This is a genomic window from Enterococcus avium (genome assembly GCF_002891025.1).
GTDB lineage: Bacteria > Bacillota > Bacilli > Lactobacillales > Enterococcaceae > Enterococcus_A > Enterococcus_A avium.
Genome location: NZ_NBSL01000002.1, coordinates 1663963 through 1690111, shown reverse-complemented (window position 1 = coordinate 1690111; position 26149 = coordinate 1663963). Strand labels below are relative to the sequence as shown.

The following is a 26149-nucleotide window of genomic DNA, read 5'->3' as shown; positions in this document are numbered from 1 at the left end:
GAGGTCTACTCTCAAATCGTTCATTGAAAACTGGATACAGAAACAATTTTAAACAAACCGAGAACACCGCGTTGAATGAGTTTTTTAATAAGTTCAATTGCTTATTTATTACTAAGGAACATGATCGCTCATGGGAATTAGTAAGACCCTTGACGAAAGTCAAGATAAGGTTAAGTGATTAAGGACGCACGGTGGATGCCTTGGCACTAGGAGCCGATGAAGGACGGGACTAACACCGATATGCTTCGGGGAGCTGTAAGTAAGCTTTGATCCGGAGATTTCCGAATGGGGAAACCCAACATCTTTTATAGGATGTTACTTTTCAGTGAATACATAGCTGATTAGAGGTAGACGCAGAGAACTGAAACATCTAAGTACCTGCAGGAAGAGAAAGAAAAATCGATTCCCTGAGTAGCGGCGAGCGAAACGGGAAAAGCCCAAACCAAGAGGCTTGCCTCTTGGGGTTGTAGGACTCCGATATGGTAGTCCAGTGAGATAGTCGAAGGACCTGGAAAGGTCTGCTAGAAAGGGTAAAAGCCCCGTAGACAAAATTTGACTGGCACCTAGGAGGATCCTGAGTACGGCGGAACACGAGGAATTCCGTCGGAATCCGGGAGGACCATCTCCCAAGGCTAAATACTCCCTAGTGACCGATAGTGAACCAGTACCGTGAGGGAAAGGTGAAAAGCACCCCGGAAGGGGAGTGAAATAGATCCTGAAACCGTGTGCCTACAACAAGTTAGAGCCCGTTAATGGGTGATAGCGTGCCTTTTGTAGAATGAACCGGCGAGTTACGATTACTTGCGAGGTTAAGTTGAAAAGACGGAGCCGCAGCGAAAGCGAGTCTGAATAGGGCGAATGAGTAAGTGGTCGTAGACCCGAAACCATGTGATCTACCCATGTCCAGGTTGAAGGTGCGGTAAAACGCACTGGAGGACCGAACCCACGTACGTTGAAAAGTGCGGGGATGAGGTGTGGGTAGCGGAGAAATTCCAAACGAACTTGGAGATAGCTGGTTCTCTCCGAAATAGCTTTAGGGCTAGCCTCAGAGTAAGAATGATGGAGGTAGAGCACTGTTTGGACTAGGGGCCCATCTCGGGTTACCGAATTCAGATAAACTCCGAATGCCATCCATTCATCTCTGGGAGTCAGACTGTGAGTGATAAGATCCATAGTCGAAAGGGAAACAGCCCAGACCACCAGCTAAGGTCCCCAAATAACTATTAAGTGGAAAAGGATGTGGGGTTGCACAGACAACTAGGATGTTGGCTTAGAAGCAGCCACCATTTAAAGAGTGCGTAATAGCTCACTAGTCGAGTGACCCTGCGCCGAAAATGTACCGGGGCTAAATAGTTTACCGAAGCTGTGGAACACACCAATGGTGCGTTGGTAGGAGAGCGTTCTAAGGGCGTTGAAGGTAGATCGTGAGGACTGCTGGAGCGCTTAGAAGTGAGAATGCCGGTATGAGTAGCGAAAGACAGGTGAGAATCCTGTCCACCGAATGACTAAGGTTTCCTGGGGAAGGCTCGTCCGCCCAGGGTTAGTCGGGACCTAAGCCGAGGCCGAAAGGCGTAGGCGATGGATAACAGGTTGATATTCCTGTACCCGTTGTTTTTGTTTGAGCAACGGAGGGACGCAGGAGGCTAAGGAATCAGACGATTGGAAATGTCTGTCCAAGCAATGAGTCTTGATGTGAGTCAAATGCTTACATCTCTAAGGACAAGTTGTGATGGGGAGGGAAATAACAGTACCGAAGTTCCTGATGTCACACTGCCGAGAAAAGCTTCTAGTGAGAAAACAATGGCCCGTACCGCAAACCGACACAGGTAGTCGAGGAGAGAATCCTAAGGTGAGCGAGAGAACTCTCGTTAAGGAACTCGGCAAAATGACCCCGTAACTTCGGGAGAAGGGGTGCTGATCTAACGATCAGCCGCAGTGAATAGGCCCAAGCGACTGTTTATCAAAAACACAGGTCTCTGCAAAATCGAAAGATGACGTATAGGGGCTGACGCCTGCCCGGTGCTGGAAGGTTAAGAGGAGTGCTTAGCGTAAGCGAAGGTACGAATTGAAGCCCCAGTAAACGGCGGCCGTAACTATAACGGTCCTAAGGTAGCGAAATTCCTTGTCGGGTAAGTTCCGACCCGCACGAAAGGCGTAACGATTTGGGCACTGTCTCAACGAGAGACTCGGTGAAATTTTAGTACCTGTGAAGATGCAGGTTACCCGCGACAGGACGGAAAGACCCCATGGAGCTTTACTGCAGTTTGATATTGAGTGTTTGTACCACATGTACAGGATAGGTAGGAGCCGTAGAAGTCGGGACGCTAGTTTCGACAGAGGCACTGGTGGGATACTACCCTTGTGTTATGACCACTCTAACCCGCACCACTAATCGTGGTGGGAGACAGTGTCAGATGGGCAGTTTGACTGGGGCGGTCGCCTCCTAAAGAGTAACGGAGGCGCCCAAAGGTTCCCTCAGAATGGTTGGAAATCATTCGCAGAGTGTAAAGGCACAAGGGAGCTTGACTGCGAGACCTACAAGTCGAGCAGGGACGAAAGTCGGGCTTAGTGATCCGGTGGTTCCGCATGGAAGGGCCATCGCTCAACGGATAAAAGCTACCCTGGGGATAACAGGCTTATCTCCCCCAAGAGTCCACATCGACGGGGAGGTTTGGCACCTCGATGTCGGCTCGTCGCATCCTGGGGCTGTAGTCGGTCCCAAGGGTTGGGCTGTTCGCCCATTAAAGCGGCACGCGAGCTGGGTTCAGAACGTCGTGAGACAGTTCGGTCCCTATCCGTCGCGGGCGTTGGAAATTTGAGAGGATCTGTCCTTAGTACGAGAGGACCGGGATGGACTTACCGCTGGTGTACCAGTTGTCTCGCCAGAGGCATCGCTGGGTAGCTATGTAGGGAAGGGATAAACGCTGAAAGCATCTAAGTGTGAAGCCCACCTCAAGATGAGATTTCCCATTTCTTTAAGAAAGTAAGATCCCTGAGAGAAGATCAGGTAGATAGGTCAGGAGTGGAAGTGCAGTGATGTATGGAGCGGACTGATACTAATCGATCGAGGACTTAACCAAAAATTGATTCACGGTTGTTAGAATGTTTCTGATCCAGTTTTGAGTGAACGACGTTTACTCAATAGAATACTAGTGTGGTGGCGATAGCGAGAAGGATACACCTGTTCCCATGTCGAACACAGAAGTTAAGCTTCTTAGCGCCGATTGTAGTGAGGGGTTGCCCCTTGTGAGATTAGGACGTCGCCACGCAGTTAGGACTATTCTTATTAGGATAGTCTTTTTTTTAACAGTAGAGAAAGTATAAAAAGTTAAGGGCTAAAAGGCTGCACTACCAGTCTTTTTAGCCCTTTTTAGTTTGCTATTTTTCTTAGATACAGAAGTTTAAAGTCATGTTTTCCAAATAACTTCTTTCATAATTTACATCTCTTAATCTATCATTACGATTCCTTATTTCTTCATCTGTTTAGCTATTTCCTCTTAAGTCTCATTCAGTTGCAAAGTATCATGTTATTCTAAAACGTCGTTGAGAGTGTTTAAGGTGCTAGAACCCCAATTGTCAAATGAGTTCAAGTCTTTTTTCATGTAGAATAAAATGATAAACATAGGATATTTTCCTCTATTTTATAAGAAATCTTGGATGGAAAAATAGCAATCTGGTTGGTAAAAGAAATGGGTACTTTTGAATCTACTGTATATTTGGGTTTATTTTTGCAAAGGAAGATAGAACTGATTAAAAAAGTGGGTCGTTTCTATACGTAAGTACTAAGATATTACAAAACATTGTAGTAACTTTTTTTATTATTCACCTTCAATTATTGTATAACAGTATATTATTTTTAGCTGAAAAATGTTCATGTTATACTAAAATTATGAATAATATTGGAGGAATGTGATGAGTAAGCGAAGGTTTAAAGGTGGAATTGATTTGCATCAAGATCCGGCCTTGCATTTAAGAGGAATCGATAATTATAAAAAGGTTGAGAACATACAACCTAAAAAAGTTTATATTCCCGTTCAGCAACATATTGGTGAGCCTGCAGAGGTTATCGTCTCTGTAGGAGAAAAAGTATTTTTAGGACAGATAATTGCAAAAATAGCTGAAGGATTAGGCGCGAACGTTCATGCAAGTATTTCCGGGAAGATCATCGGAATACAAGAGATTGATCAAGGTCAGGGGGATAAGATGACCTGCGTAATTATTGAAAATGATTTTAGAGATGAACCTCAAGAGATACACCATGAAACAATTGATGATTTGACACCGGAAATGATCGTTGAACGTGTTGAAGCAGCGGGAGTGGTTGGGCTAGGCGGGGCGACTTTTCCCAGTCATGTAAAGCTAAACCCTAAAGAAGATATTCATACTTGTATTTTTAATGGTGCTGAATGTGAGCCATTATTGATGTCTGATGCTGCATTAATGGCGACTCAGGGGGAAAAGCTGATTAAGGGCTGCGAGTTGGTATTGAAAGCTGTCGCAGCAAAGGAAGGCATTATTGCAATTGAGGATGATAAGCAAGAAGCAATTGAGGTTATGCAGAATTTATGCCGCGACATATCGAATCTTTCGGTTATCGAAGTTCCTTCGATTTATCCTCAAGGAAGCACTGAGATGCTTTTTACAGTAATTACAGGAAAGGAAGCCCCAGCAGATGGTTCAACACGAGACTTAGGCTATTTGATTATCAACGTAGCTACGACAGTTGCTGTCTATGAAGCGATTGATCCCGGAGTTCCCTTGAGTCATCGAATTTGTTCTGTGGTGGGTGATGTCAAGCAGCAGAAAAATGTCTATTTTCCGCTGGGAACTTCGATTGAGGATATGATTGCTTTTTGCGGAGGCTTTGAGGGAAAGCCATCTAAGATTATCACAGGTGGATTTATGATGGGGAAAACAGTAGACACAATGGCGGCTTCATTAACAAAATCAGCCAATGGGTTAATTGTTATCAATGAGCATCATGATGAAGACAGCACACCTTCTCCTTGTATCCTGTGCGCTCGCTGTGTCGCTGTTTGTCCGGTGGATCTTTTGCCACATCAGCTTGAAAAAAATTACTTGAAGGAAAATTGGAAACGTTTGGAAAAGCTTTATGTAGATAGTTGTATTAACTGTGGGTGTTGTACGTATATTTGCCCAGCACGTCGGCATTTAGCTGAACATATTGTTGCTGGACAAAAAGCACTTAAAGAAAGGCAGGCATAGGTATGGGGAATAAAAATTCGTTGGAGCAGCTTCGCAGTACACGTTACCCATTAATGGAAGCCTCGCCGCATTTGTTGTTTTACGAAAAAACTGATCGAATAATGCGAATGGTTTTATTGGCGCTGTTACCTAGCGTGATTGCTTCAATTATTTTCTTTGGCCTACGTTCATTGCTTATTTATGTGATAGCCATAGGTACATGCCTGATTTCTGAGTTCCTATGGTTTAAATTTCGGAAAGATACCTTGCCTAAAGATTACTCAGCAGTAGTGACTGGTGTTCTATTGGCGATGAGCTTACCAGCAAGTGTACCGTTGTGGTATCCGGCTTTAGGCGGAGCTATCGGAATTATTATCGCAAAAGAATTGTTTGGAGGAATCGGTAGAAATCTGTTAAATCCGGCTTTAACAGGGCGAGCTGTCTTAAGATTGGTCTTTGCAAAGGAAATGTCAGCGAATGTACAACCGCAGCCTTTTTTCTCGTTGAATGGTTTAGATGTCGTCTCTTCTGCCACGCCTTTGATGAATGGCAAAGCTGGTGAAAGTTTAAGCTCTGGTCAGATGTTAGACAGTTTGACTGGATTGATTGCTGGTAAAAATGCTGAAACGACGGCGATACTTCTTTTTTTAGGAGGGATGTTTCTGCTGTATAAAAAAGTAATTACTTGGCACATTCCGATTTGTATGCTTAGTACAATAGTTATTATTGCGCTTTTTTTAGGGAAAGGTGATCTGACGATTGTTTTTGCTCATATCTTTGGGGGCGCAACTATGCTAGGTGCTTTCTTCATGGCAACAGATTATAGTACATCACCTACAACGCCCAAAGGTGAGATCATATATGGAATTTGTTGTGGCATACTACTAATGGCTTGGCGTTCATTTAGTTCCATGGCAGAAGGTATGACATTCATTTTATTAATTATGAATTGTTTTGTACCATTGATTGACTACCTCATTATTCCACGAGCCTACGGTGTGAAAAACTAGCAGTCATTTTCAGTAAATATATAGACGTTCTTTCATTCTAATGATAAAGTAGTAGAGAAATTGGCTACTACCAATATTTTAATGAATAACTATTTTGAAAATTCTAGAAATCTTCCTAGTTGGATTTTCAATTTTTTTGATAGAGAGGACTGTTTTATTTGCTTTATGTAGCTAGACACGGGGAGACAGATTGGAACAAGAAAGGAATCATTTCAGGGCGAAGCGACATTGCTTTGTCTAAGATAGGTTATCATCAAGCGGCTTTATTAGCAGAAGAAGTGGCTAACCTTGACGCACCTATAACCAGAATCATCCATTCTCCCTTAAATCGTGCGGAAGAAACAGCACGAATAGTTAGTGAGGCCAATCATTTACCCATGAGTGTCGACGAACGATTAATTGAGCTGGATTATGGGGATTATGATGGAAAGAGCGATGAACTGGCAGGCTACCAAAAAATTCGTACTCAATTTGCTGTACGCTATCCTAATGGGGAATCTTTGATGGATGTTTATGCTCGAATTGTTCCTTTATTAGCAGAATTAGAACAAGACTCTGAGAATACCTATCTATTGGTCTGTCATAATTCGGTGATTCGCGCGATTAAGAACTATTTTGAGCCCTTAGAAAATGAAAAGGTCTTTAATTATCGCACACCTAACGCTAAGTTGATCGGGTTTGAGTGGAGGAAAGTTCTCTCAAATATCAAGAGTGCCTGAAATTCTTTTAAATTAATAAATAGAAAATAAGAACGAACGACTGTAGGGCTATCTGAACCGACCCCCAAAAGTTAGACCAAAAATCTAACTTTTTGGAGGTCGGTATTTTTATGACTGAATATGGCTTTGAAATCAAGCTGAAAGTTGTTCAAGATTATTTGGATGGAAAAGGTGGCTATCGCTATCTAGCGAAAAAGTATGGAGTTAAGAACGCGGATCAAGTAAGAAGCTGGATTAATTCCTATCAACAATTTGGTGAGGAAGGACTCTTTCGAAAACATTATGATAATACTTACTCTGTTCAATTCAAGATGGATGCGATAGAGTTATATCAAACGAGTGAGTTGTCCTATCGTGAAGTTGCCAATAGACTCGGTATGAGGAATCATGCTCTGATTGCCAGTTGGATGCGGAGTTTTCGAGATGATGGTATCAAGGGACTCTCAAAACCGAAAGGACGTCCACCTACCGTGCCTAAGAAAAAAGAAAAGCCAAAGAAAGATTTTGTTAAAGTAACATCGGAAGAACGCGACCGTATTAAAGAATTAGAAAAACAAGTCCGTTCACTTCAGATAGAAAATGCCTTTTTAAAAGAACTGAGGAAGCTGCGAAATCAGGAAGCCCAACAAAGACGAACGAATCAATCGCACGAATCATCCACAGCCTCCGAGGACCCTTCAAATTAGTTGAGCTTCTTGAGACCTTGGACTTTCCTAAAGCAACGTTTATGTACTGGCAAAAACGATTTGACAGAGAAAACCCTGATCAAGAAATTGAAGCCGAAATGCTTCGTATTCGTAAAGAACATAAAAATTATGGCTGTTTACGAATGACGAACGAACTAAAGAATCGTGGATTCCATGTTAATAAAAAGAAAGTCCAACGTTTGATTCGAAAACTAGGAATCGAAGTGCGTTCATACACGCGGAAATCACGGCGCTACAGTTCTTACCGAGGAAAAGTCGGGAAAGTGGCGAAACACCGGATTCGTCGTCACTTTTATACGACTATTTGTCACCAAAAAATTACGACAGATACAACAGAGTTCAAATATCTTGAAGTGGATACCAAAGGCGTGATCCGTCAGAGAAAGTTATATCTGGACCCGTTTATGGATATGTATAATAGCGAGATTCTTTCGTACCGCATCTCGGAAAAGCCAAATGCCTTGGCAATCATGGAAGGCTTAGAAGAAGCCATCGCGATTACGAATGATTGCCCGTATCGTCGCACTTTCCACTCGGATCAAGGCTGGGCCTATCAGATGAAAGCCTACCGTCGAAAACTAAAGAAACAGAAAATTTTTCAAAGTATGTCTCGAAAAGGAAATTGTTTAGATAATTCCATCATGGAGAATTTCTTCAGTCTTCTAAAACAAGAAATTTTTCATGGAGAAACCTATCACAGTTTTGATGAACTAAAAACGGCGATTGATGATTTTATCTATTACTACAACAATCACCGGATGAAACAGAAATTGAACTGGAAAAGCCCTGTTCAGTTTCGAGAAACAGCACAGAAAGCGGCATAATCGCTTAGCTTAAGAAACAAAAAACGGAGTAGATTTCTCTACTCCGAAAAAAGTCTAACATTTGGGGGTCACTTCAATCATTGTTGATAGTTCCACAGTTGTTCGTTCTTTTAATGAGCGTGTTCTGCTACTCATCAACAGTTTTGTCGTTCTTCCGTCACAGTGGTTTCTTTAGATCGTTGCGTGCATTGAATGAATCGTCTGGATTGTATGACGCCATTTTTCTTGTTCTGCAGTGGAAAGCTTTAACGGAAAACTTTCACTGATTCCTTGTCTTGAAACTTTTGCAGGAGAACCCACATAGCAGCCCTCAGCTTGATGATAATGGCTGACTGGTACGACAAGGTGATTGTCGTTTAAAATTGCTTCAGCAATCCGTGCGGCTTGAATGGCGATACCATAAGAAGTATAGCCTTTTCCTCTAAAAGTGACCCAACCGCCATCACGAGCAGCATTATCCAGAACATCAAGTCTATCATCCGTCAATATTTCACTGATAGGGGTGCCACCGATTCGGACGCTAGACCAAGCAACAAATTGACTTTCACCATGTTCTCCGATGACATAACCATCAATGGCCGAAGGATGAACTTTCATACTTTTGCTGATAGCATGCTTCATTCGGCCAGTATCTAGTGAAGTTCCAGTACCAATAACACGCTCTTGAGGAAGTTCTGTCAATTCCTGCAGATATTGAGTGATGACATCACAAGGATTTGTTATATTCAATATAATTCCCTTAAAGCCAGAATCTCTGATGACTGGCGCCCATTCCTCTACGATTGTTTTGGTCAAATTCAGTTCAGCAAAGCGATCAGGATTTCCTTCAAAAATCGAAATGTCACCAGCAGAAAAAATAATCACATCTGTATCGGCTAGTTCAGCTATATCTGGACCAATCAGTCGAACTTGATTAGCTTGTTCCATTTGCCCGTCCATCAGATCATTCAGTTCAGCCTTTAGAATCGTATCTTTCGAGTCGAAAAGCACCAGCTCATCAACGATATTTTTTGAAATCAAAGTGTAAGCAGTTGTACTTCCTACATGTCCTACACCAATAATTGCGACTTTTCTCAATTGCAACACGCCTCTCTCATAGATTTATCTATTTTAAAAAGAATGCCTCTAACATGAGAAAAAGTCAATAGAATAATTAGTAAACGATTAATTCGAACTGTTTTCTTTTAAAATATGATACACGCGCTCACAATCAGCAGCGGTTCCTCGCAGCTCATAATCTGCCAAGAAAGGAAACTTGAAGGCTTCGCTATATTGTTTTGCTGTCAGGCAATATTGATAGTTAAAATTTTTATTCCCGCTGCCGACTACTCCTAGACAATGTTTAAAATTATCTTCGTATTCGAGGTATTCGCGCATCACTTCTGTCAAAATTTCAGTATCCCCGCTATCAACACCATTTCCTCCTTCTAAATACGTAGGGACAAAGGTAAAGAAGGGTGCCGACTCAATCTCGAAGGGAGAATTTTCGGAAATTTCCTTTGAGCTGATTAAAGGATTTTTCGGATCTAATTGATGCTGTTCCACTGCGTAGGCTTCCAGACGCTTAACAAATGCCCGAGTGTTTCCTGAGATAGAAATGTACAATATATTCATAAAAATATTTCCTCCTAATTTGGTTAATCACCGTTTTTTTACGAAAAAATCGGGTCTTAATTGTAGTCTTAACGTTAAGATTATAACACGAAAAAGGACGAGTAGATAAAGTGTAAACGGTTGCAAAAAGCGGCGAAATATGGTATAAATATAGGTGTAAGGGGTAGGTCCCTAAGGTTGTAAAATAATACAACAGAAATGGACGGAAGCAGTGTTCATTTCACAGAGAATGCCGAAAGCGGCAGAAAGGAAGTAGGGATTTGAAGTCTCCTTACCAAGTTATTCTAATCTAGCGGGGAAAAGAAATGTAGACAGTGGAACCATTTCTTCACTTAATGGTGAGGCTTAAACGAAATTCAATCATAAAAAACGTTTAAGACCTAGAAAAGAGTGTAAATATTCCAGAAATCTGGAATGAAGAACAAGCACTTAGCCATTAGACCTGCTAGATTATTTTTGCGTCTAAAAAAGGCCAGCTGATCAGTCAGCTGGCCTTTTCCTATTATACTACTTATTGTAATAACGAATATCACCGCTGATTTTATTGATAGCAAAATCAGTTGAATCAGAGAACGAATACGTACCTCCATCGGTTGGGAGTTTTTCGTTAAACATTTTTTCATATTCATCGATAGAAAGCTGCTTGCGTTCAGAAAGCAACGCTTGATTCTTTTCGCTAGTTAAATGACTTTTGAACCCATCCATCAATGTCATTGAGAAGAACTCACTAACGGCACCAGAACCATAGCTGAATAATCCGATTCGATCACCGGCACCTAGATTGCCATTATCTAACAAGGATATCAAACCTAGATATAATGATCCGGTGTAGAGATTACCGACTGTTCGGCTATACACCACTGCTTCATCATAACGAGCTTCTAAACGTTGTTGTTCTGATTCAGGCATTTCCGGAAAGATTGCACGTAAAGCTTTGCGTCCCATCTTTGTATAAGGTAGATGGAAAGTGATTGCGGCATAATCCGTACTATCGGTTTGATTGACTTTTTTATTTTGCTCCCAGATCCGAGTAAAAGAATCAATATAGATTTGGTTAGACATGTGTCCATCGACTAATGGATAATCATGTCCTGCAGGTCGCCAAAAATCATAAACGTCCTCTGAATAGAAGACACTATCGTTATTGAAGGCTAACAAATCTGGTTCCTTGGTTATTAGCATAGCGACAGCACCACAGCCTTGCGTAGGTTCGCCACCAGTTGCTAAACCATATTTAGCAATATCAGCAGCGATCACTAAAACTTTACGATCGGGATGTAGGGCAACATAATCATGAGCCTGCTGCAGGGCGGCGGTTCCGCCGTAACAAGCATGTTTTATTTCAAATGAACGAGCGAATGGTTGAATATCCAACAAATCATGAATGATTACCGCAGCAGATTTTGAGAAGTCGGTACTTGATTCTGTTCCGACGATTACCATGTCGATGTCCTTTTTGTCCTCATCTGTAAGAATTTTGGCAGCAGCACTTGCCCCTAAAGTGACGATGTCTTGTGTCTCGGGAATAATTGCCATCTGATCTTGTCCGAGACCAATGTGAAATTTGTTGGGGTCAGTTTCACGGGCATTCGCTAAATCTGTCATATCAAGATAATAATTTGGTACGTGAAAACTGATTTTATCAATCCCTATATTCATATTGCTCCTCCTAGTTCTTATTGATCCATCCATTTTTTAATAAAAATGAATAAACCACACATATCTTTCCACTTAATTACTAAAATAATAAGTAGAACAGACATCCTTTTCTTCCAAAGGTAAATATATCATAGAAAGGTCATAATTAGTTGAGTTTGAATCTTAAGAAATTATAAAACTATCTGTGCTATACTTACGTCTGATTTTTAATGAAAACATTGGAGGTGCACCCTTGGAAGAAGTAGTTATTTTAAGCGCTGTACGAACACCAATTGGCAGATATAAAGGCAAATTAGCAACTGTTTCAGCGGTTGAGCTCGGTGCGATTGCGGTGAAAGAAGCAATCAAACGTGCGGAGATCGAGGCAGATCAAGTCGATCAGGTATTTATGGGAAATGTTTTGCAAGCAGGTAATGGTCAAAATGTAGCTCGTCAATCCGCAGTTAAAGCAGGGATACCCTATGAGGTTCCGGCAACTACGATCAATGAAGTGTGCGGATCTGGAATGAAATCGATCATTTTTGGGATGCAGCAGATTTTGTTGAATGAGGCGAGCGTTGTGATTGCTGGCGGAACGGAGAATATGTCTCAGGCTCCAAAGGTGACAAGCTTTGATTATGCAGCCCAAGAATGGCACGAACCAAAATCGAGCATGATCTATGATGGTTTAACAGATGCGTTTAGCGGAAAGCATATGGGGTTGACAGCAGAAAAGGTGGCTGAAGACTATCATGTTACCCGTGAAATGCAGGATCAATATGCCTATGATTCGCAAATGAAGGCAGCGAAAGCCAGTAAGGATGGCAAGTTTGAATCAGAGATCGTTCCGATTGCACTATCAGACGGTAGTACCATGTGGGAAGATGAAGGGATTCGCTTTGATTCTACTCTGGAGAAAATTAGCTCCTTAAAGCCAGCTTTTAAGGAAAATGGCGTCGTTACAGCGGCCAACGCTTCAACGCTAAACGATGGTGCATCAGCTGTCGTATTGGCAGCGAAATCCTATGCAATTGAACATGGACTGACTTACCTGGCTGTTATTAATAATTACAGTGAAGTTGGAATTGATCCAAGTATTATGGGAATGGCCCCAGTATCTGCAATTAATAAATTATTAAAAAAAGCGAATCGTACAATTGATGAAATTGATACCTTCCAAATCAATGAAGCATTTGCGGCAGCTTCTGTTGCGGTGCAAAAAGAATTAAAGCTATCTGATCAAAAAATTAACAGTTACGGCGGCGCAATCGCTTTGGGTCACCCAATTGGTGCCAGTGGGACGCGAATTGTAACAACCTTAATTTCTGAGCTGATTCAAGAGGAGAAGCAACGTGGTGTAGCAAGTCTTTGTATTGGCGGCGGGTTAGGTCTAGCTTTGTTGATAACGAAAGCAGAGGATCAAGAAATCGCAAAAAAAAAATTCTATCAGATGACCCAAGCTGAGCGTCTAGCTAAACTGGTGAAAGATAAAAAGTTATCTGCTAAAGAAGCGGCACAATTAGCAACTGAAACGGTGTTGCCGGAAAAAATCGCGAATAATTTGATTGAAAATCAAATCAGTGAATGCTCGATTCCTTTAGGTGTCGCTCAAAATTTTGTTATTAATGGTAAAAAAAAGCTAATTCCAATGGCTACCGAAGAGCCCTCCGTAATTGCGGCAGCTAGTAACGCGGGGAAAATCATTGCAAAAGCGGGCGGAATTCAGACGCGAGTGATTAATCAAGGGATGGTTGGACAGATCGTTTTACGAAAGGTCACTGATTTCGATGCAGTAATTAAAACGATTAATGAAAATAAAAAGAGTCTTTTTGCAGCGGCAGAAAAAAGCTATCCTTCGATTTATCAGCGCGGCGGCGGATTGCAATCCATTCATGCACGCACCTTTGAAGAAGGCTATGTCTCGATCGATGTAGTTGTCGATACAAAAGATGCAATGGGAGCCAATATCTTGAATACGATGCTGGAAGCAGTTGCGCAAGAACTGCGACAACTGATTCCAATGGCGGATATCTTGTTCAGCATCTTAAGCAACTATGCAACCGAATCGTTGATTGAAGCACGATGTGAGATCCCACTGACACAGCTAACACCGGAAGTCGCAGAAAAAATTGCTGCTGCAAGTGAGTTTAGCAAGCTCGATCCATACCGTGCGGCAACTCATAATAAAGGGATTATGAATGGGATTGATGCGGTCGTCCTGGCTACTGGGAATGATACACGTGCGGTGGCGGCAGCTTGTCATGCTTATGCTGCACGCAATGGACGTTATGAAGGGTTGACGGATTGGGTCATAAAAGAAGAAAAACTCGTTGGACAATTAACCCTACCAATGAAAGTCGGTATTGTCGGTGGGGCAACGAAGGTTTTACCGAAGGCTCAGCTAAGTTTGAAATTATTAGAAGTTTCCACGGCGGCTGAATTAGGCGAAATGATTGTTGCTGTTGGATTGGCGCAAAATTTAGCAGCCATTCGGGCACTAGTGACAGACGGCATTCAAAAAGGACACATGGCGATGCAGAGCCGCTCATTGGCAATCACTGCTGGCGCGACCGAAAAAGAGATCGCTCAGGTTTCAAGGCAATTGCGTCGAGCAGACCAGATGAATCTCGCGACAGCTGAGACAATTATCAAACAGCTGCGGCAAGCATAAGTTCACAAAGAAAAGTGATAAGATCATGAAGTTGATCTTATCACTTTTTTTAAACATTAAAGGAAGTATAACATTTTAAGCGGTCAAAGGATTGATACATCAATCTTTTGACCGCTTTTCATCTGGTCTTTTTCCTATTAAACTGGAGATATGAAACCCAATATTTTACACGCCATTTTCTTTGATGAATATCAAAACTGGGAGAAATTCAATCAAAGGTACACAAGAAGGATTCGATCCGTTGTGAAAAGAGAAGTGAAGAAGTTTCGCGATTGTGGTGACCTTAAAAAAGGTTATCGTCTATTTGTCTGTGAAGGATGCCATGATGTAAAGAAAGTGGCTTTTCGTTGTAAAGGGAAATTTTGTCCAACTTGTGCAACTGGGGAAAGTCAACGGTGGGCAGAGGTTGCGGCGAATGATCTGTTTACAGTGACGCATCGACACGTCATCTTCACGATCGATGAAGGTTTACGTGAGATTTTTCTGAAGGAGAAGTATCGTAAGGAGCTTTTAAAAGGATTAATGGATGAAGCTGCACGGATACTATTAGATTTTTTTAGAAAGCACCATATACAAGCTGGGGTTGTGGCAACACTCCACACCTTCGGTTCTCAGCTAGAATACAATCCGCATGTTCATTTAGTCGTCACCATGGGTGGACTGACGAAGGATGGAAAATGGAAGGACTATGACTATTTTCCGTTCGCAATGTTGAGGAAATATTGGCAGAATGCGGTCCTAAAGCTCATTCGAAGAACCTTATCCCAATGGGATAAGGCACGAGTCCAGCCGCTTTTACAAGCGGCGTACACGAAAAATGCAGAGGGTTTTTACGTGCATGCACCCAAAAGGAGCCGAACTTCTCTCAAAAAGATATTAGAATATATCAGTCGTTATATGAAACGTGGTCCCATTGCTTTAAATCGTATCCTTTTGTACGATGGGAAAATAGTGATGTTTCAGTATCATGATAAACGAACTAACACGGATAAGATAAAGACGATGTCGGCAGAGGAATTTATTGGTGCACTGATTCGTCATATTCCAGAGAACCAGTTCAAAACAATTCGTAGATACGGCATTTATAGTCGGCGGATCAAGACAATCATGAAAAAAGTATTAAGTAATTACCAGAAAGAGATTCAACGAATGCTTGTGAATGTGAAGAAAGCACTTAAACCAAAATCATGGTGTGAACGAATAGCCGAAGAATTCGGAGTAAATCCATTGGAATGTACTAGATGTGGCGAATATTATGAATTTAGTGGAGTTAGTGTGTCTAAAAATGGACGACTTGTAGTGAAATATGCGAAGAATAAAGAATCGGAACGATTCATGCGAGAGGAGAATAAAAAAATTGGGGAAGAAGCATCGAAACGTAAGTATGAAAAAGAAAAAGAAGCAGCTTTTAAAAAACTTCGATTCCAATGGAGTGGTTCATTACATTTGTCTTGAATGTGGGATAAAGGAAAAAATTCCAAAGGAAGTAGTTCAATTTTTGGATGCAGGAGATGTTGCATTTGATCCTGAGAACGCTCCGCAATTTGATTGCGAAAAATGTGGTGGAGAGATGTATCCAGAATACTATAAGAACGTACTTGGATACGAATTTAGAATCAGTGATCGACAATAAAATGATTTATCTAAACAAAAAGTCCTCAGGAGCGGTTTTCTCCTGAGGTTTTCTTATGTTATTCATTATTGACGTCTGCCCGCAGGTAAACCATATCAACCAATTGGACTCCTTGATCAATGATTGGTTCGTGGTAATTATCGGTGAAAAAATTCTTCACGCGATGCGATTCGCGGAATCCGCTTTTTTTATAAAAGTCCAATATTCCTGGCTCATCACCAGTTCCGACATACATCGTTTGATAATGACCTAAAAATTCATGGAATAAAAACTGGATCATTGCTCTGCCATAGCCTTGTCCATGTACAGCTGGGACAGTCGCTATATTTTTCAGCTCACATTCCTGTTCATTCAACTCTGTGACAACGGCTGCGCACTTCAAAGCATCATCATCATATAAAACAAACATGCGGCCGTCATCAAGGTAACGATCAATCATGTCTTCCTGCGGATCGGCTAAAAGAAGCAAGTTTAAATAGTTTTTCTTATCTGTAACGACTTCTTCAATCTGCATTTTTTTTAAATGCAAAATGGGGAAAGGATTCCCTTGCTCATCTAGCTCAGATCGCCCGATCACAAGGAAACCCATATGCTGATAAAAACCGAAGGCCTGCTGATTCTGCTCATTCACATCTACATAGTGTATGTTTAGCGAATCGAGAGCAAACTGCAGTAATTTTTTTCCAATCCCGTTTCCTCGAGCTTGATTCGAAACGAAAAGCATTTCAACTTTATCTTGTTGGACACCGATAAATCCTAAAAGCTCAGGATCATAATAGCCATAAAGCTCATCAATCAGCTGAAACGCCTTTTTTACCTCGGGCTTTAAGGCTTCGATATCATTCTTTGTCAAAAAGGTGTGGGTAGCTTTAACCGCTGATTCCCAAATCGCCATCATTGTATCTAGTTCGTTATTATTTTTTCGGTCAACTTGTTTAATTGTCAACATTTCATTTTTCCTCCAATTTTGTCTATAAAAAGAGGTTTCAAGCCGAATAAACGTGTATAAATCCGCGCTTAAAAATTGGCGATGAAACAACTCTTATCGTATCTCCAAACAATGTTTCATCTACAGTAGTTTCCTTGTTTGGAGTAGAGTAATGGTGCGTATATTGAAGGTGAATTTCCACATTGAAATAAGTCCTTTTCTATGATTTCCCTTCATTCTATCAACGAGAGTGAAAGAAAGCAATGTACCTTGGAGTTAAAGCTATTTTATTTAAAAGTGAAATCCAAATATACTGGATTATGGTCAGAATATTTAAATTGCATATCCTTGATGTGAACAGCTTCAACATTGATATTATCTGAAACAAGAAACCCATCAATCAAAGTCGTGTAGGTCTTGCCCTGTTTATAGGGTTCATTTAATGCTCGAGCGGATGGCTTTTTCTCTTCTGCCAGCTTTCCAGTAGGCAGGTGAAAGCCTGCCGGCAATTCTTCTTTTGGAAATGGATGTGTCCAGGTTTCGCGTTTTTTACTTGTACTAAATACGTCTGGGCTGTTCCCCAAAACATCATGATTATAATCTCCGGCGACCATCACATAATTGCCTTTTTTATATTCGCTTTCCATGACATCAAAAATCTTCTTCAATTGAGCCGCTTGGATAGAACGATCCTTGGTAAAGGCGGACAAATGGGTATTGATCGCAATAAACTCATGACCGTTTTTGACTGGCATACGGCTGACAGTGAAAGCACGATCCAAATCAACAAATTTGTTGAAGTTTGTTTCGATCGGTAAAGAATAGCGTTTACTGCTGGTGATCTCAGCTTGGCTTAGGGTGACAAGGCCTGATTTTGCTTGACCGATTGGATCAGTAAAGGGATAGAACAAATAAGAAGAGTCGTAGTTTTGCCCATACAAGCTATTGTAGTCAGATAAATGATTTTTTAAAAAGGCTACTTCATCTACATGCTGTGAACGATCACCGTCTTGGTCGACTTCTTGATAAAAAGCAAAAGTAGGATCTAATTCTTTTGTCGTAGTGACGATCCCATTCATATTTTTTTCTACCGTTTTTTTATCGTACGCTCGCGAGTATTTCCCACCGTCCATAAAGAAGCTATAGCTTGGCGGATAAGCCCCATATCCAATGTTATGACTCATAGCACGGTAAGTCTTATTGGTTTCTAAAACCTGATTATGTTGATTGTCGGGTTTTAAGGTAAGATGGTCAGGTAAACGGTCATAGCTGGCGAATAAATAAATTAAATAGCCGCCTAAAACCAAAATGATGGCTGTTATAATTCCTAAAAGAATCTTTCCTACTTTTTTCATGTTGCGCCTCCTAGTCTTCTCTTCAAGCTTATCATAGCAGAATTTTAACTATTCACAAAGTTCCTGACTTTCGAAAAGAACTTTCCCGTGGTACACTATAGAAAAGGGAATATACGTTATTAAAAGAGAGGTTTTAAAATGATTCGATTTGCCAAAAAAGAAGATGGCGCAGCAGTTGCAAAATTAATACTGGTTATTTTAAAAGACATGGAGTTGGATTTCTTAGCTGAGTTTGGTGAAGAGAAGGCCTTAGAAGTTATCACGGCTTGCTTTGAAGATCCGACTTATCGTTTCGGCTATGCTCGAGGTCTAGTTGAAGAAATTGATGGCGAAATCGCAGGGGCTGTTTTTGGTTATCCGGCCAATAAAGAAAAGATTATCGATTTGCCTTTAGAAAATTATTTGCGTTCACAAGGAATTTCCGATGATATTAAGATGTTTATTGATCCTGAAGCTTTTCCTGGTGAATGGTATTTGGATTCAATCGCAGTGGATGAAAAATTTCGTGGACAAGGGATTGGTTCAAAGCTGTTAACGGCGGTAGATCGGCTGGCGACCCACGAGGGCGAAAAAGTTATCGGACTAAATGTCGATAAGGCCAATCCAAATGCTAAACGTTTATATTTACGTGATGGCTTCAAGGATGTTGGAGAAATTATGATTAGCGGTCATTTATACGATCATATGCAACGAGAGGTTAAAGGCTTTGACCGCATCAAGCGTCACAAATAAGCATATAAGAAAACGGCTAATCGCTTACTTAACGTAGTAAACGTATTAGCCGTTTTAACAGTTTTGAGGGAAGGTTACTTCTAACACAGTTTCTTGTTCTTTTTTTCTATTGCGATTATACAGCCAATAATCCATAATCGCCGCCACACAAATACAGACTGGGGCGTCTGCTGGATCTGTGACATCCAAGACATAGTAATCACCAGTTAATAAGGTGGCTTTATCCATCGTCATGATTGGCTGGTTAAAATGATTAATCTTATATTTATGGTTGTAAATATCTCCATAAACTGCCCAATGAAGCTGCTGTATGTAATAAAAATCCCCGGGCCAATGGAAGATTTTGTGAAGCACACCAACTTTTGTATGGTCATAGTAAATCTCAAACTTGCGACCGAAAATCACACTGGCTTGTTTGATATATGCTACGATCTGACCGTCCATTGCATAGAGGGAGAGCACATTTCCTTTACGTCCCCAATGTCCTACCATTAAATAGAGTGGAACACCTTTGTTGTCTTTGACGATCGTTCGTGTCGTGGAACTTAATTGTTTTTCTTGAATAAAAAATTCAGTCATGTTGCTCACACCTTTTGATTTTTATTATTCAGAAAGGATTCGATCGATTGCCGTTGCTACTCCGTTTTCTTCATTCGTATCAGTTACATGTTTCGCGATTTTCTTTATAGCTTCTACTGCATTTCCCATCGCAACACTCGTACCAGCATATGTCAACATGCTGACATCATTAAAATTATCTCCCAGTGCCATCACTTGATCAGCGGAAAATCCTCGTTCTTCCGCAAACTGCTTTAAGGCGATGCCTTTTTGCGCATCGACATGATTGATTTCGATATTTGTCAATTCAGATGCCGCAATGGCGAGGTCTCCGATCTTTTCTAGCTCTCCTGTTATCGCTTTAAGCTGTTCTGGCCCATTCTTATCAAACGCGATAATCTTCAATACGTCTTCTTCTTTATCGATTAGTGTTTGTCGCATATCTTCAACAAAAGTAATCGGTGTAAGTGATAAATGTCGCGATGAGGCAGCGATCGCCATTTTTTTAGAAATACCAGGTATTTTATCAATGATATGCTCTGAGAAAAATTCAATCCGCTTCGGTTGATTTGAAGAATAGACATGTTCGGCGGTAAAAATTTCATAATAAAGGCCAGCTTCTTCAATGGCATCCATCACTTCAAATGTCTTTTCCTTGCCGATCGGAATGGTAAAAATGGTTTCTCGTTCGGCGTTCACCACATGAGCGCCGTTTAATAAAATCATCGGTACGTGGATGTCCGCTTCATCTAAGGAGATTTTGGCGTGGCTCATTCCGCGTCCGGTCGCTGTAATAAATTCAATTCCTTGTGCTTGAGCTTTCTGAATGGCTGCGATATTTGCTGTTGGGACTTGCATTTGATCGTTTAACAGTGTACCGTCCATATCAGAGGCAATGAGTTTTATCAAAATTATTCACCTAGCTTTCCTATCATACACCGATAGTGTACCATAATCCCAAAGAGGATAGCCATGTCGAGAGAATTCTTTAAAAAGAATTATTTGGGTAGAAAATGGTCTTCTCGACGCATAGGCTAGTTTTTTCCATGTAAAATGGAGAGTTTTTACTAAGAATAGAAGTAGGAGTGTAGAGCATGAAAGAAATTATCCATAATGATTGGCAGACGGTTTTAGCAGATCAATTTCAAGCGCCGTACTATTTGAAACTACGAGAATTCTTGAAGCAGGAATATAGCACTCAAAGAATTCATCCAGATATGTATCATATCTTTGAAGCGTTGGAATTGACACCTTACAGCAAAGTCGAAGTTGTAATCTTAGGACAAGATCCTTATCATGGCGTAAATCAAGCGCACGGCTTATCCTTTTCCGTACAGCCGGGAGTCAAAATACCGCCTTCATTACGAAATATTTATCAAGAATTGCAAAATGATTTAGGGATTCCGCCAGTTCAGCACGGCAATCTCGTAAGCTGGGCCAAGCAAGGGGTTCTGATGCTCAACACGGTGCTGACCGTACGCGAAGGCCAAGCCTATTCGCATCGCGGTCAAGGTTGGGAGCAATTGACTGACGCAATTATTCAACGATTAAATGAGCGTGAAAAGCCGATCGTCTTTATTCTATGGGGCAAGCCGGCTCAAGAAAAAATCAAAATGATTGATACCAATAAGCATGCGATCATAAAGTCTGTTCATCCGTCGCCTTTATCCGCTCATCGAGGCTTCTTTGGATCAAAACCATTTTCAAAAACAAATCAGATTTTGAAGGAATGGGGCGAGTCACCAATCGATTGGCAACTGCCTGAAACAGTGTAGTATGACAACGGTTTCTGTTATAGAGACAGTTTGTGAAAAACCTCTTAATTCATGTTTACTAGATTCTAATGAGTAGTACAGAGGTTTTATTCTGTCCTTTTCTTTTCATGTGAAGTGTTGTATGATGAAAAGGAAATAAATATCTGGAGGTTTTATCGTGGATCTATTTGATAGTTTGAAATTTAAGATTATTCGTCGCAACATTAAAGTGGCATTTCCTGAAGCAACTGACGCGCGTATTCTTGGTGCCGCATCTCGTTTGAAAGCAGAAGAATTGATTGAACCAATCTTGATTGGCAATCTGGCTGAAATCGAAAAAGCTGCGGGCGCTCGTGGAATCGCTTTAGAGAACTTCACAATTATTGACCCTGATCATTTTGATCGCTGGGATGAAATGGTTGAAGCCTTTGTTGAACGTCGTAAAGGAAAAGTCAGCAAAGAAGATGCGGAAAAGATTCTTAAAGATGAAAACTACTTCGGTACAATGCTGACTTATATGGGCATTACTGAAGGCATGGTTTCTGGAGCGATTCATTCAACTGGAGATACTGTTCGCCCAGCCTTGCAAATTATTAAAACAAAACCAGGCGTTAGCCGTACAAGTGGAGCTTTCTTAATGGTTCGCGGGCGTGATCAAGAGAAATACTTATTCTCAGATTGTGCCATCAATGTGAATCCAAGCGCTCAAGAATTGGCTGAAATCGCTGTCGAATCTGCTAAAACAGCTGAATTATTCGATATTGAACCTAAAGTCGCAATGATGAGCTTCTCAACAAAAGGATCTGCTAAATCTCCTGAGGTTGAAAAGGTTGCAGAAGCAACGAAGATTGCTCAAGAATTGGCACCAGATTTCTTAATCGATGGCGAATTACAATTTGATGCTGCCTATATCCCAGGCGTGGCACAATTGAAAGCCCCTGATTCTCAAGTAGCTGGACAAGCAACTGTCTTTGTTTTCCCTGAATTACAATCAGGAAATATTGGTTACAAGATCGCCCAACGTTTCGGTGGTTTTGAAGCGATCGGACCAATCTTACAAGGCTTGAACAAGCCAGTTTCTGACTTATCACGTGGCTGTAACGAAGAAGACGTTTATAAGCTTTCTATTATTACAGCAGCACAATCATTGATGAGTTAAGAGCTATCTTAGCTATAATGAAAAAGTTAAAAAGTAAGAATCCATTTTCCATAAGGATTCTTACTTTTTTTGTTACTTCTGTTTTCCAAATGAAGAATCTTTTTCTTTTCTCTCTAAGCGTAAATCGTTATACTAAATTGGTAGCAGAAAAGAGGGATAGAGCGTGATAACATTAGTAGATACAACAGCAACAGAAAGACTAGGAAAAATAATTGGTACGGTGGCAGAGCCTAGCGATAATTTAGTATTAACGGGTGATCTTGGAGCTGGGAAGACAACTCTGACAAAAGGGATCGCTTTGGGTTTAGGAATTGATCAAATGATTAAGAGCCCGACTTACACGATCATTCGAGAATACCAACAGGGACGCATACCGCTTTACCATATGGATGTCTATCGCATTGAGGCTGGGGCGGATGATTTAGGCTTAGATGATTATTTCGAAGGCGATGGTCTTTCCGTAGTCGAATGGGGCCAGCAGTTAGGCGAGTATATGCCGGAGGATTATTTGGAGTTGATTTTATCTAAAGATGATCAGGATGAAAATCTGCGTAAAGTCGAGTTGCTTGCAAAGGGAATACAGGCTGAAAAATTTCAGAGTCGCATTTTGAAAGCGTGGGAAGCAAAATGAGTGAAGTCGAGATCACGCTGAGAGAAGCAATCCCGGACGACGCTGCGGCTTTATTGCAGGTGAGTCAGAAAATTGCCGAGGAGACAGACTTTTTAATCATGGATGAAGTTGGTTTAGGCTTGAGTGAAGAAATGTTAAGCCTGCAATTGGCTGATTTATACGAAAGTGAGAACAATTTATTACTGTTAGCTTTGGCAGATGAAAAGATCGTTGGTATGGCTTCAGTCAAGGCGGCGTCAGAATTCACTGTCGCGCATATTGGCGAGGTTGGTATCAGTGTGTTAAAAGAATTCTGGGGGATTGGTTTAGGTTCTGCTTTATTAAATGAGGTCATTTACTGGAGCGAAAATGCTTCACCGTTGCGGCGATTGGAGCTAACCGTCCAGAAACGCAATGAACGGGCGATTCATTTGTATCAAAAATTTGGATTTGAAACTGAGGCTGAGATGATACGTGGAGCGCGTGATAGTCAGGGAGAATTTTTAGATGTTTTGCTGATGAGTAAATTAATCAATTAAAAAAGCGAAGCAGAGCGCTTCGCTTTCAGTTCATCTACATTGGTAAAACTAATTTTTTCAAAGGATCGACTCCAAAATGATCCTCCTGATAAAGTAATATTTTTGCACAGGCTCGACTGTCTTCTAAGGCATCATGATGATGCTCCAAAGGAATAGCTAATTCTTCACAGACGGTGTTCAATCGATGATTTGGCATTTCTGGAAATAATCGGCGACTGGTTCGGACTGTGCAAAGAGATAAGTAAGATGGCTGCTCTAAATGATAATAATCCAGACAGCCGGCTAATACCTTTGTATCAAAGCCGGCATTGTGAGCGACGATCAAACGATTTTCCTGATAATAGTGTTGGATTTCTTGCCATACTTCAGGAAATTTTGGGGCATCCTCCACGTCCTCTGGATGAATCCCGTGAATCTGAATGTTTTTCCAGAAGAATTCTGTTTCTGGTTTAATTAAGGAATAATATTCACCCACGATTTGGCTGTTTTTAACCATTACGAGTGCTAATGAACAAGCACTATGTGTTTGGTAATTGGCTGTTTCAAAGTCCATTGCAATAAAATTCAACAAGGGTCACCTCTTCGCCATTGTTTTAACATATTTCTTTCAGCGGCGAAAGGTTTGCGGCAAAAATTTCAAACATTTTAAAGATTGATATCCAATTCTACCGGGCAATGATCGCTGCCGAAAATCTCAGTGTGAATTTTAGCATCTTGCAGTTTTTCTTTTAAGTCATCAGAAACGACAAAGTAATCAATCCGCCATCCAGCGTTGTTTTTGCGGGCGTTGAAACGATAGCTCCACCAAGAGTAGATGCCCTCTTGATCTGGATAGAAATGACGGAAGGTATCAATATAGCCGTTCTCTAATAAGATACTGAATTTTTCTCGTTCTTGCGGCGTAAACCCAGCGTTTTTTTGATTGGTTTTCCAATTTTTTAAGTCAATGTTTTCGTGAGCGACATTTAAATCACCGCAGAAGATGACTGGTTTCTTTTCTTTCAGCGCATTCAGATAGTTTAGGAAGGCTTCTTCCCACGTCATACGGTAATCTAAGCGCTTCAATTCATTTTGCGAATTAGGTGTGTAGCAGGTAATCACATAATATTCAGGGTATTCCAGCGTGATGACGCGACCTTCTTGATCGTGCTCATCAAGCCCAAGACCATAAGTAACGTTTAGTGGTTCGTATTTTGTAAAAATAGCGGTACCCGAGTAGCCCTTTTTCTCTGCATAATTCCAATATTCATAATAGCCAGGCAGATCCATTTCGATTTGACCAGCTTGCAGTTTGGTTTCCTGCAGACAGAAAAAATCGGCGTCTAATTCATTAAAGACGTCCATAAAGTTCTTTTTCATCACAGCTCGTAAGCCATTGACGTTCCAAGAAATAAATTTCAATGTTCATTCCTCCATACTAGATCTTGTGATTTACTCATGGATTCATTGTAACGAAAAAAAGTCAGAAAGCAAAGGATGCCAGATCGGCAAACCATAATTTTGTAGATAAGAAATATCTAATGAGATGTAAAAAAATTATAGCGAAGAAGGAGAATGATAAATGAAAATCGGAGTTATCGGCATTGGAGGAATCGCCCAAAAAGCCTATTTACCAACCTATGCTAAAATGCGCAAGGAGGCGTCATTCATTTTCGCGACGCGTAATGATGAAACAAGGGATAAGATTTCTCGCGAATACAATTTCGTTAATACGGTTGCAACGATTGATGAACTGTTGGCTGAGAAAATCGACGCCTGTTTCATCCATGTTGCTACAAAGGTCCATTTTGAGATCGCTAAGCAATGTCTAGAGGCGGGGGTCTCAGTATTTATCGATAAGCCTGTTAGTGAAAATTTACAAGAGGTGCGTGAATTGCAGGAGCTGGCAAAGTCAAACAAGCTGTTGTTTATGGTGGGCTTTAACCGGCGTTTTGCTCCAATGGTGGAACAGCTCAAACAGCTTCCGCAAAAGCATGTCATTCATTTGGAAAAGAATGAACCAAATCATGCGATGAATACACAATATGGTATCTATGACTTATTCATTCATTTAGTAGATACCGCTGTTTATTTGCTGGATGATGAAATCATGACGGTGCATTCAAAAATTCGTGAAGAAAAAGGGAAAATGACCTATGCACAACTGCTGCTTTCAACGGCTACAACAGAAGTTATCCTGTCGATGGATCTGATGAGTGGCGGGAAAATGGAGCGTTACCAAGTCAGTTCACCTGAACAAACGAATATTTTAAATCAATTGACCGATTTGACGATCAAAAAGGGAACAGTGGAAGAAGTTCAACGATTTGGGGATTGGACAACCACGTTAGAAAAACGCGGATTTGAGCAGTTAGTTATCCGTTTTATTGCCGCATTAAAAGGTGAGGCTGTTGATTTGCGTCAGAAAAATGTTTTGTTAAGTCATGAGTTGTGTGAAAAAATGCTGCAACAGCATATTCGTCATCAACTATAAGGGGTGGTAAGTTTTTTTCT

The 26149-nt window shown here is 41.0% G+C and carries 22 protein-coding genes and 2 rRNA genes; 15 read left to right on the top strand and 9 right to left on the bottom strand.

All coding sequences use genetic code 11. The features are described 5' to 3' along the window. The first annotated feature begins 168 nt into the window (after positions 1–168). The 6 genes from AUF14_RS08630 (at position 169) to AUF14_RS08605 (ending at position 8465) form a co-directional block, all read left to right on the top strand. Positions 169–3080: ribosomal RNA gene (locus AUF14_RS08630) — 23S ribosomal RNA — on the top strand. A gap of 73 nt (positions 3081–3153) precedes the next feature. Then, positions 3154–3269: ribosomal RNA gene (gene rrf / locus AUF14_RS08625) — 5S ribosomal RNA — on the top strand. Positions 3270–3912: 643 nt separating this feature from the next. After that, entirely contained in the window at positions 3913–5226 is a 1314-nt protein-coding gene (gene rsxC, locus AUF14_RS08620) for an electron transport complex subunit RsxC (RefSeq protein ID WP_049221885.1), read from the top strand. A gap of 2 nt (positions 5227–5228) precedes the next feature. Then, positions 5229–6215, top strand: coding sequence for an RnfABCDGE type electron transport complex subunit D (locus AUF14_RS08615; RefSeq protein ID WP_049221884.1), 987 nt, complete (start codon positions 5229–5231; stop codon positions 6213–6215). Between the two features lie 158 nt (positions 6216–6373). Further along, positions 6374–6934 (top strand): histidine phosphatase family protein, encoded by a 561-nt coding sequence (locus AUF14_RS08610; RefSeq protein WP_049221882.1) that lies wholly within the window; start codon positions 6374–6376, stop codon positions 6932–6934. A gap of 110 nt (positions 6935–7044) precedes the next feature. Beyond that, positions 7045–8465, top strand: a protein-coding gene (locus tag AUF14_RS08605; protein ID WP_225844229.1) for an IS3 family transposase whose coding sequence is annotated in 2 segments (ribosomal slippage) — positions 7045–7522 and positions 7522–8465 — 1422 coding nt in all. Because the reading frame shifts where the segments join, the coding sequence is not laid out codon by codon here. Between the two features lie 171 nt (positions 8466–8636). Here AUF14_RS08605 and AUF14_RS08600 read toward each other — a convergent pair. The 3 genes from AUF14_RS08600 to AUF14_RS08590 all read right to left on the bottom strand — a co-directional run bounded on the left by AUF14_RS08600 (position 8637) and on the right by AUF14_RS08590 (position 11738). Next, positions 8637–9542, bottom strand: a complete 906-nt coding sequence (locus AUF14_RS08600) for a lactate/malate family dehydrogenase (RefSeq protein ID WP_049220384.1) — start codon at positions 9540–9542, stop codon at positions 8637–8639. Positions 9543–9629: 87 nt separating this feature from the next. Then, the gene (nrdI, locus tag AUF14_RS08595; RefSeq protein ID WP_049220381.1) at positions 9630–10079 is read right to left on the bottom strand and encodes a class Ib ribonucleoside-diphosphate reductase assembly flavoprotein NrdI; all 450 of its coding nucleotides are present in this window, start codon (positions 10077–10079) and stop codon (positions 9630–9632) included. A gap of 507 nt (positions 10080–10586) precedes the next feature. After that, complete coding sequence (locus AUF14_RS08590) at positions 10587–11738, bottom strand: hydroxymethylglutaryl-CoA synthase (RefSeq protein WP_049220378.1); 1152 nt, start codon at positions 11736–11738, stop codon at positions 10587–10589. A 232-nt stretch (positions 11739–11970) separates the two neighbouring features. Here AUF14_RS08590 and AUF14_RS08585 point away from each other — a divergent pair, with 232 nt between their 5' ends. From AUF14_RS08585 to AUF14_RS08575, 3 genes are all read left to right on the top strand, one after another. Next, positions 11971–14388 (top strand): hydroxymethylglutaryl-CoA reductase, degradative, encoded by a 2418-nt coding sequence (locus tag AUF14_RS08585; RefSeq protein ID WP_082158480.1) that lies wholly within the window; start codon positions 11971–11973, stop codon positions 14386–14388. 150 nt (positions 14389–14538) lie between these two features. Then, entirely contained in the window at positions 14539–15843 is a 1305-nt protein-coding gene (locus AUF14_RS08580; RefSeq protein WP_071879978.1) for an IS91 family transposase, read from the top strand. Further along, positions 15821–16021 (top strand): hypothetical protein, encoded by a 201-nt coding sequence (locus AUF14_RS08575; protein ID WP_040005624.1) that lies wholly within the window; start codon positions 15821–15823, stop codon positions 16019–16021. Before AUF14_RS08580 ends, AUF14_RS08575 begins: the two co-directional genes overlap by 23 nt. 58 nt (positions 16022–16079) lie before the next feature. On the opposite strand, the gene AUF14_RS08570 is transcribed toward AUF14_RS08575, so the two are convergent. Beyond that, positions 16080–16970 carry a GNAT family N-acetyltransferase gene (locus tag AUF14_RS08570; RefSeq protein ID WP_102866006.1) on the bottom strand — a complete coding sequence of 297 codons (891 nt, stop codon included), beginning with the start codon at positions 16968–16970 and terminating at the stop codon, positions 16080–16082. Between the two features lie 266 nt (positions 16971–17236). Continuing rightward, a complete protein-coding gene (locus tag AUF14_RS08565) occupies positions 17237–18304 on the bottom strand; it encodes an endonuclease/exonuclease/phosphatase family protein (protein WP_049218723.1) in 1068 nt (355 codons plus the stop codon). 138 nt (positions 18305–18442) lie between these two features. Here AUF14_RS08565 and AUF14_RS08560 point away from each other — a divergent pair, with 138 nt between their 5' ends. Next, positions 18443–19036, top strand: coding sequence for a GNAT family N-acetyltransferase (locus AUF14_RS08560; RefSeq protein WP_016181837.1), 594 nt, complete (start codon positions 18443–18445; stop codon positions 19034–19036). 54 nt (positions 19037–19090) lie between these two features. Here AUF14_RS08560 and AUF14_RS08555 read toward each other — a convergent pair whose 3' ends face one another. Both AUF14_RS08555 and AUF14_RS08550 read right to left on the bottom strand, forming a co-directional pair. After that, a complete protein-coding gene (locus AUF14_RS08555; protein ID WP_049218720.1) occupies positions 19091–19615 on the bottom strand; it encodes an LURP-one-related/scramblase family protein in 525 nt (174 codons plus the stop codon). Between the two features lie 24 nt (positions 19616–19639). Then, positions 19640–20503, bottom strand: coding sequence for a Cof-type HAD-IIB family hydrolase (locus AUF14_RS08550; protein ID WP_049218718.1), 864 nt, complete (start codon positions 20501–20503; stop codon positions 19640–19642). A gap of 185 nt (positions 20504–20688) precedes the next feature. Here AUF14_RS08550 and AUF14_RS08545 point away from each other — a divergent pair, with 185 nt between their 5' ends. From AUF14_RS08545 to AUF14_RS08530, 4 genes are all read left to right on the top strand, one after another. Beyond that, positions 20689–21369 carry a uracil-DNA glycosylase gene (locus AUF14_RS08545; protein ID WP_016181840.1) on the top strand — a complete coding sequence of 227 codons (681 nt, stop codon included), beginning with the start codon at positions 20689–20691 and terminating at the stop codon, positions 21367–21369. Between the two features lie 157 nt (positions 21370–21526). Next, positions 21527–22507 (top strand): phosphate acetyltransferase, encoded by a 981-nt coding sequence (gene pta, locus AUF14_RS08540; protein ID WP_049218716.1) that lies wholly within the window; start codon positions 21527–21529, stop codon positions 22505–22507. A gap of 163 nt (positions 22508–22670) precedes the next feature. Beyond that, the gene (gene tsaE / locus AUF14_RS08535) at positions 22671–23138 is read left to right on the top strand and encodes a tRNA (adenosine(37)-N6)-threonylcarbamoyltransferase complex ATPase subunit type 1 TsaE (RefSeq protein WP_049218714.1); all 468 of its coding nucleotides are present in this window, start codon (positions 22671–22673) and stop codon (positions 23136–23138) included. Continuing rightward, positions 23135–23656, top strand: coding sequence for a GNAT family N-acetyltransferase (locus tag AUF14_RS08530; RefSeq protein WP_049218713.1), 522 nt, complete (start codon positions 23135–23137; stop codon positions 23654–23656). Before tsaE ends, AUF14_RS08530 begins: the two co-directional genes overlap by 4 nt. A gap of 34 nt (positions 23657–23690) precedes the next feature. On the opposite strand, the gene AUF14_RS08525 is transcribed toward AUF14_RS08530, so the two are convergent. Next, positions 23691–24224 (bottom strand): 3'-5' exonuclease, encoded by a 534-nt coding sequence (locus AUF14_RS08525; RefSeq protein ID WP_049218727.1) that lies wholly within the window; start codon positions 24222–24224, stop codon positions 23691–23693. Positions 24225–24301: 77 nt separating this feature from the next. Further along, on the bottom strand, positions 24302–25057 hold the full coding sequence (locus tag AUF14_RS08520; protein WP_016181851.1) for an exodeoxyribonuclease III: 756 nt from the start codon (positions 25055–25057) through the stop codon (positions 24302–24304). 160 nt (positions 25058–25217) lie between these two features. Between AUF14_RS08520 and AUF14_RS08515 the strand changes: the two genes are divergently transcribed. Next, positions 25218–26129, top strand: coding sequence for a Gfo/Idh/MocA family protein (locus tag AUF14_RS08515; protein WP_016181852.1), 912 nt, complete (start codon positions 25218–25220; stop codon positions 26127–26129). Positions 26130–26149: the final 20 nt, after the last annotated feature.

What these genes read in the sequence shown, in the direction of transcription:
- AUF14_RS08590 (WP_049220378.1), bottom strand. Translation starts at nt 11,738, where the DNA reads ATGAATATAGGGATTGATAAAATCAGTTTTCACGTACCAAATTATTAT.
- AUF14_RS08580 (WP_071879978.1), top strand. Translation starts at nt 14,539, where the DNA reads ATGAAACCCAATATTTTACACGCCATTTTCTTTGATGAATATCAAAAC.
- AUF14_RS08545 (WP_016181840.1), top strand. Translation starts at nt 20,689, where the DNA reads ATGAAAGAAATTATCCATAATGATTGGCAGACGGTTTTAGCAGATCAA.
- AUF14_RS08555 (WP_049218720.1), bottom strand. Translation starts at nt 19,615, where the DNA reads ATGACTGAATTTTTTATTCAAGAAAAACAATTAAGTTCCACGACACGA.
- AUF14_RS08515 (WP_016181852.1), top strand. Translation starts at nt 25,218, where the DNA reads ATGAAAATCGGAGTTATCGGCATTGGAGGAATCGCCCAAAAAGCCTAT.
- rsxC (WP_049221885.1), top strand. Translation starts at nt 3,913, where the DNA reads ATGAGTAAGCGAAGGTTTAAAGGTGGAATTGATTTGCATCAAGATCCG.
- AUF14_RS08530 (WP_049218713.1), top strand. Translation starts at nt 23,135, where the DNA reads ATGAGTGAAGTCGAGATCACGCTGAGAGAAGCAATCCCGGACGACGCT.
- nrdI (WP_049220381.1), bottom strand. Translation starts at nt 10,079, where the DNA reads ATGAATATATTGTACATTTCTATCTCAGGAAACACTCGGGCATTTGTT.
- AUF14_RS08560 (WP_016181837.1), top strand. Translation starts at nt 18,443, where the DNA reads ATGATTCGATTTGCCAAAAAAGAAGATGGCGCAGCAGTTGCAAAATTA.
- AUF14_RS08570 (WP_102866006.1), bottom strand. Translation starts at nt 16,970, where the DNA reads ATGTTGACAATTAAACAAGTTGACCGAAAAAATAATAACGAACTAGAT.
- AUF14_RS08565 (WP_049218723.1), bottom strand. Translation starts at nt 18,304, where the DNA reads ATGAAAAAAGTAGGAAAGATTCTTTTAGGAATTATAACAGCCATCATT.
- AUF14_RS08615 (WP_049221884.1), top strand. Translation starts at nt 5,229, where the DNA reads ATGGGGAATAAAAATTCGTTGGAGCAGCTTCGCAGTACACGTTACCCA.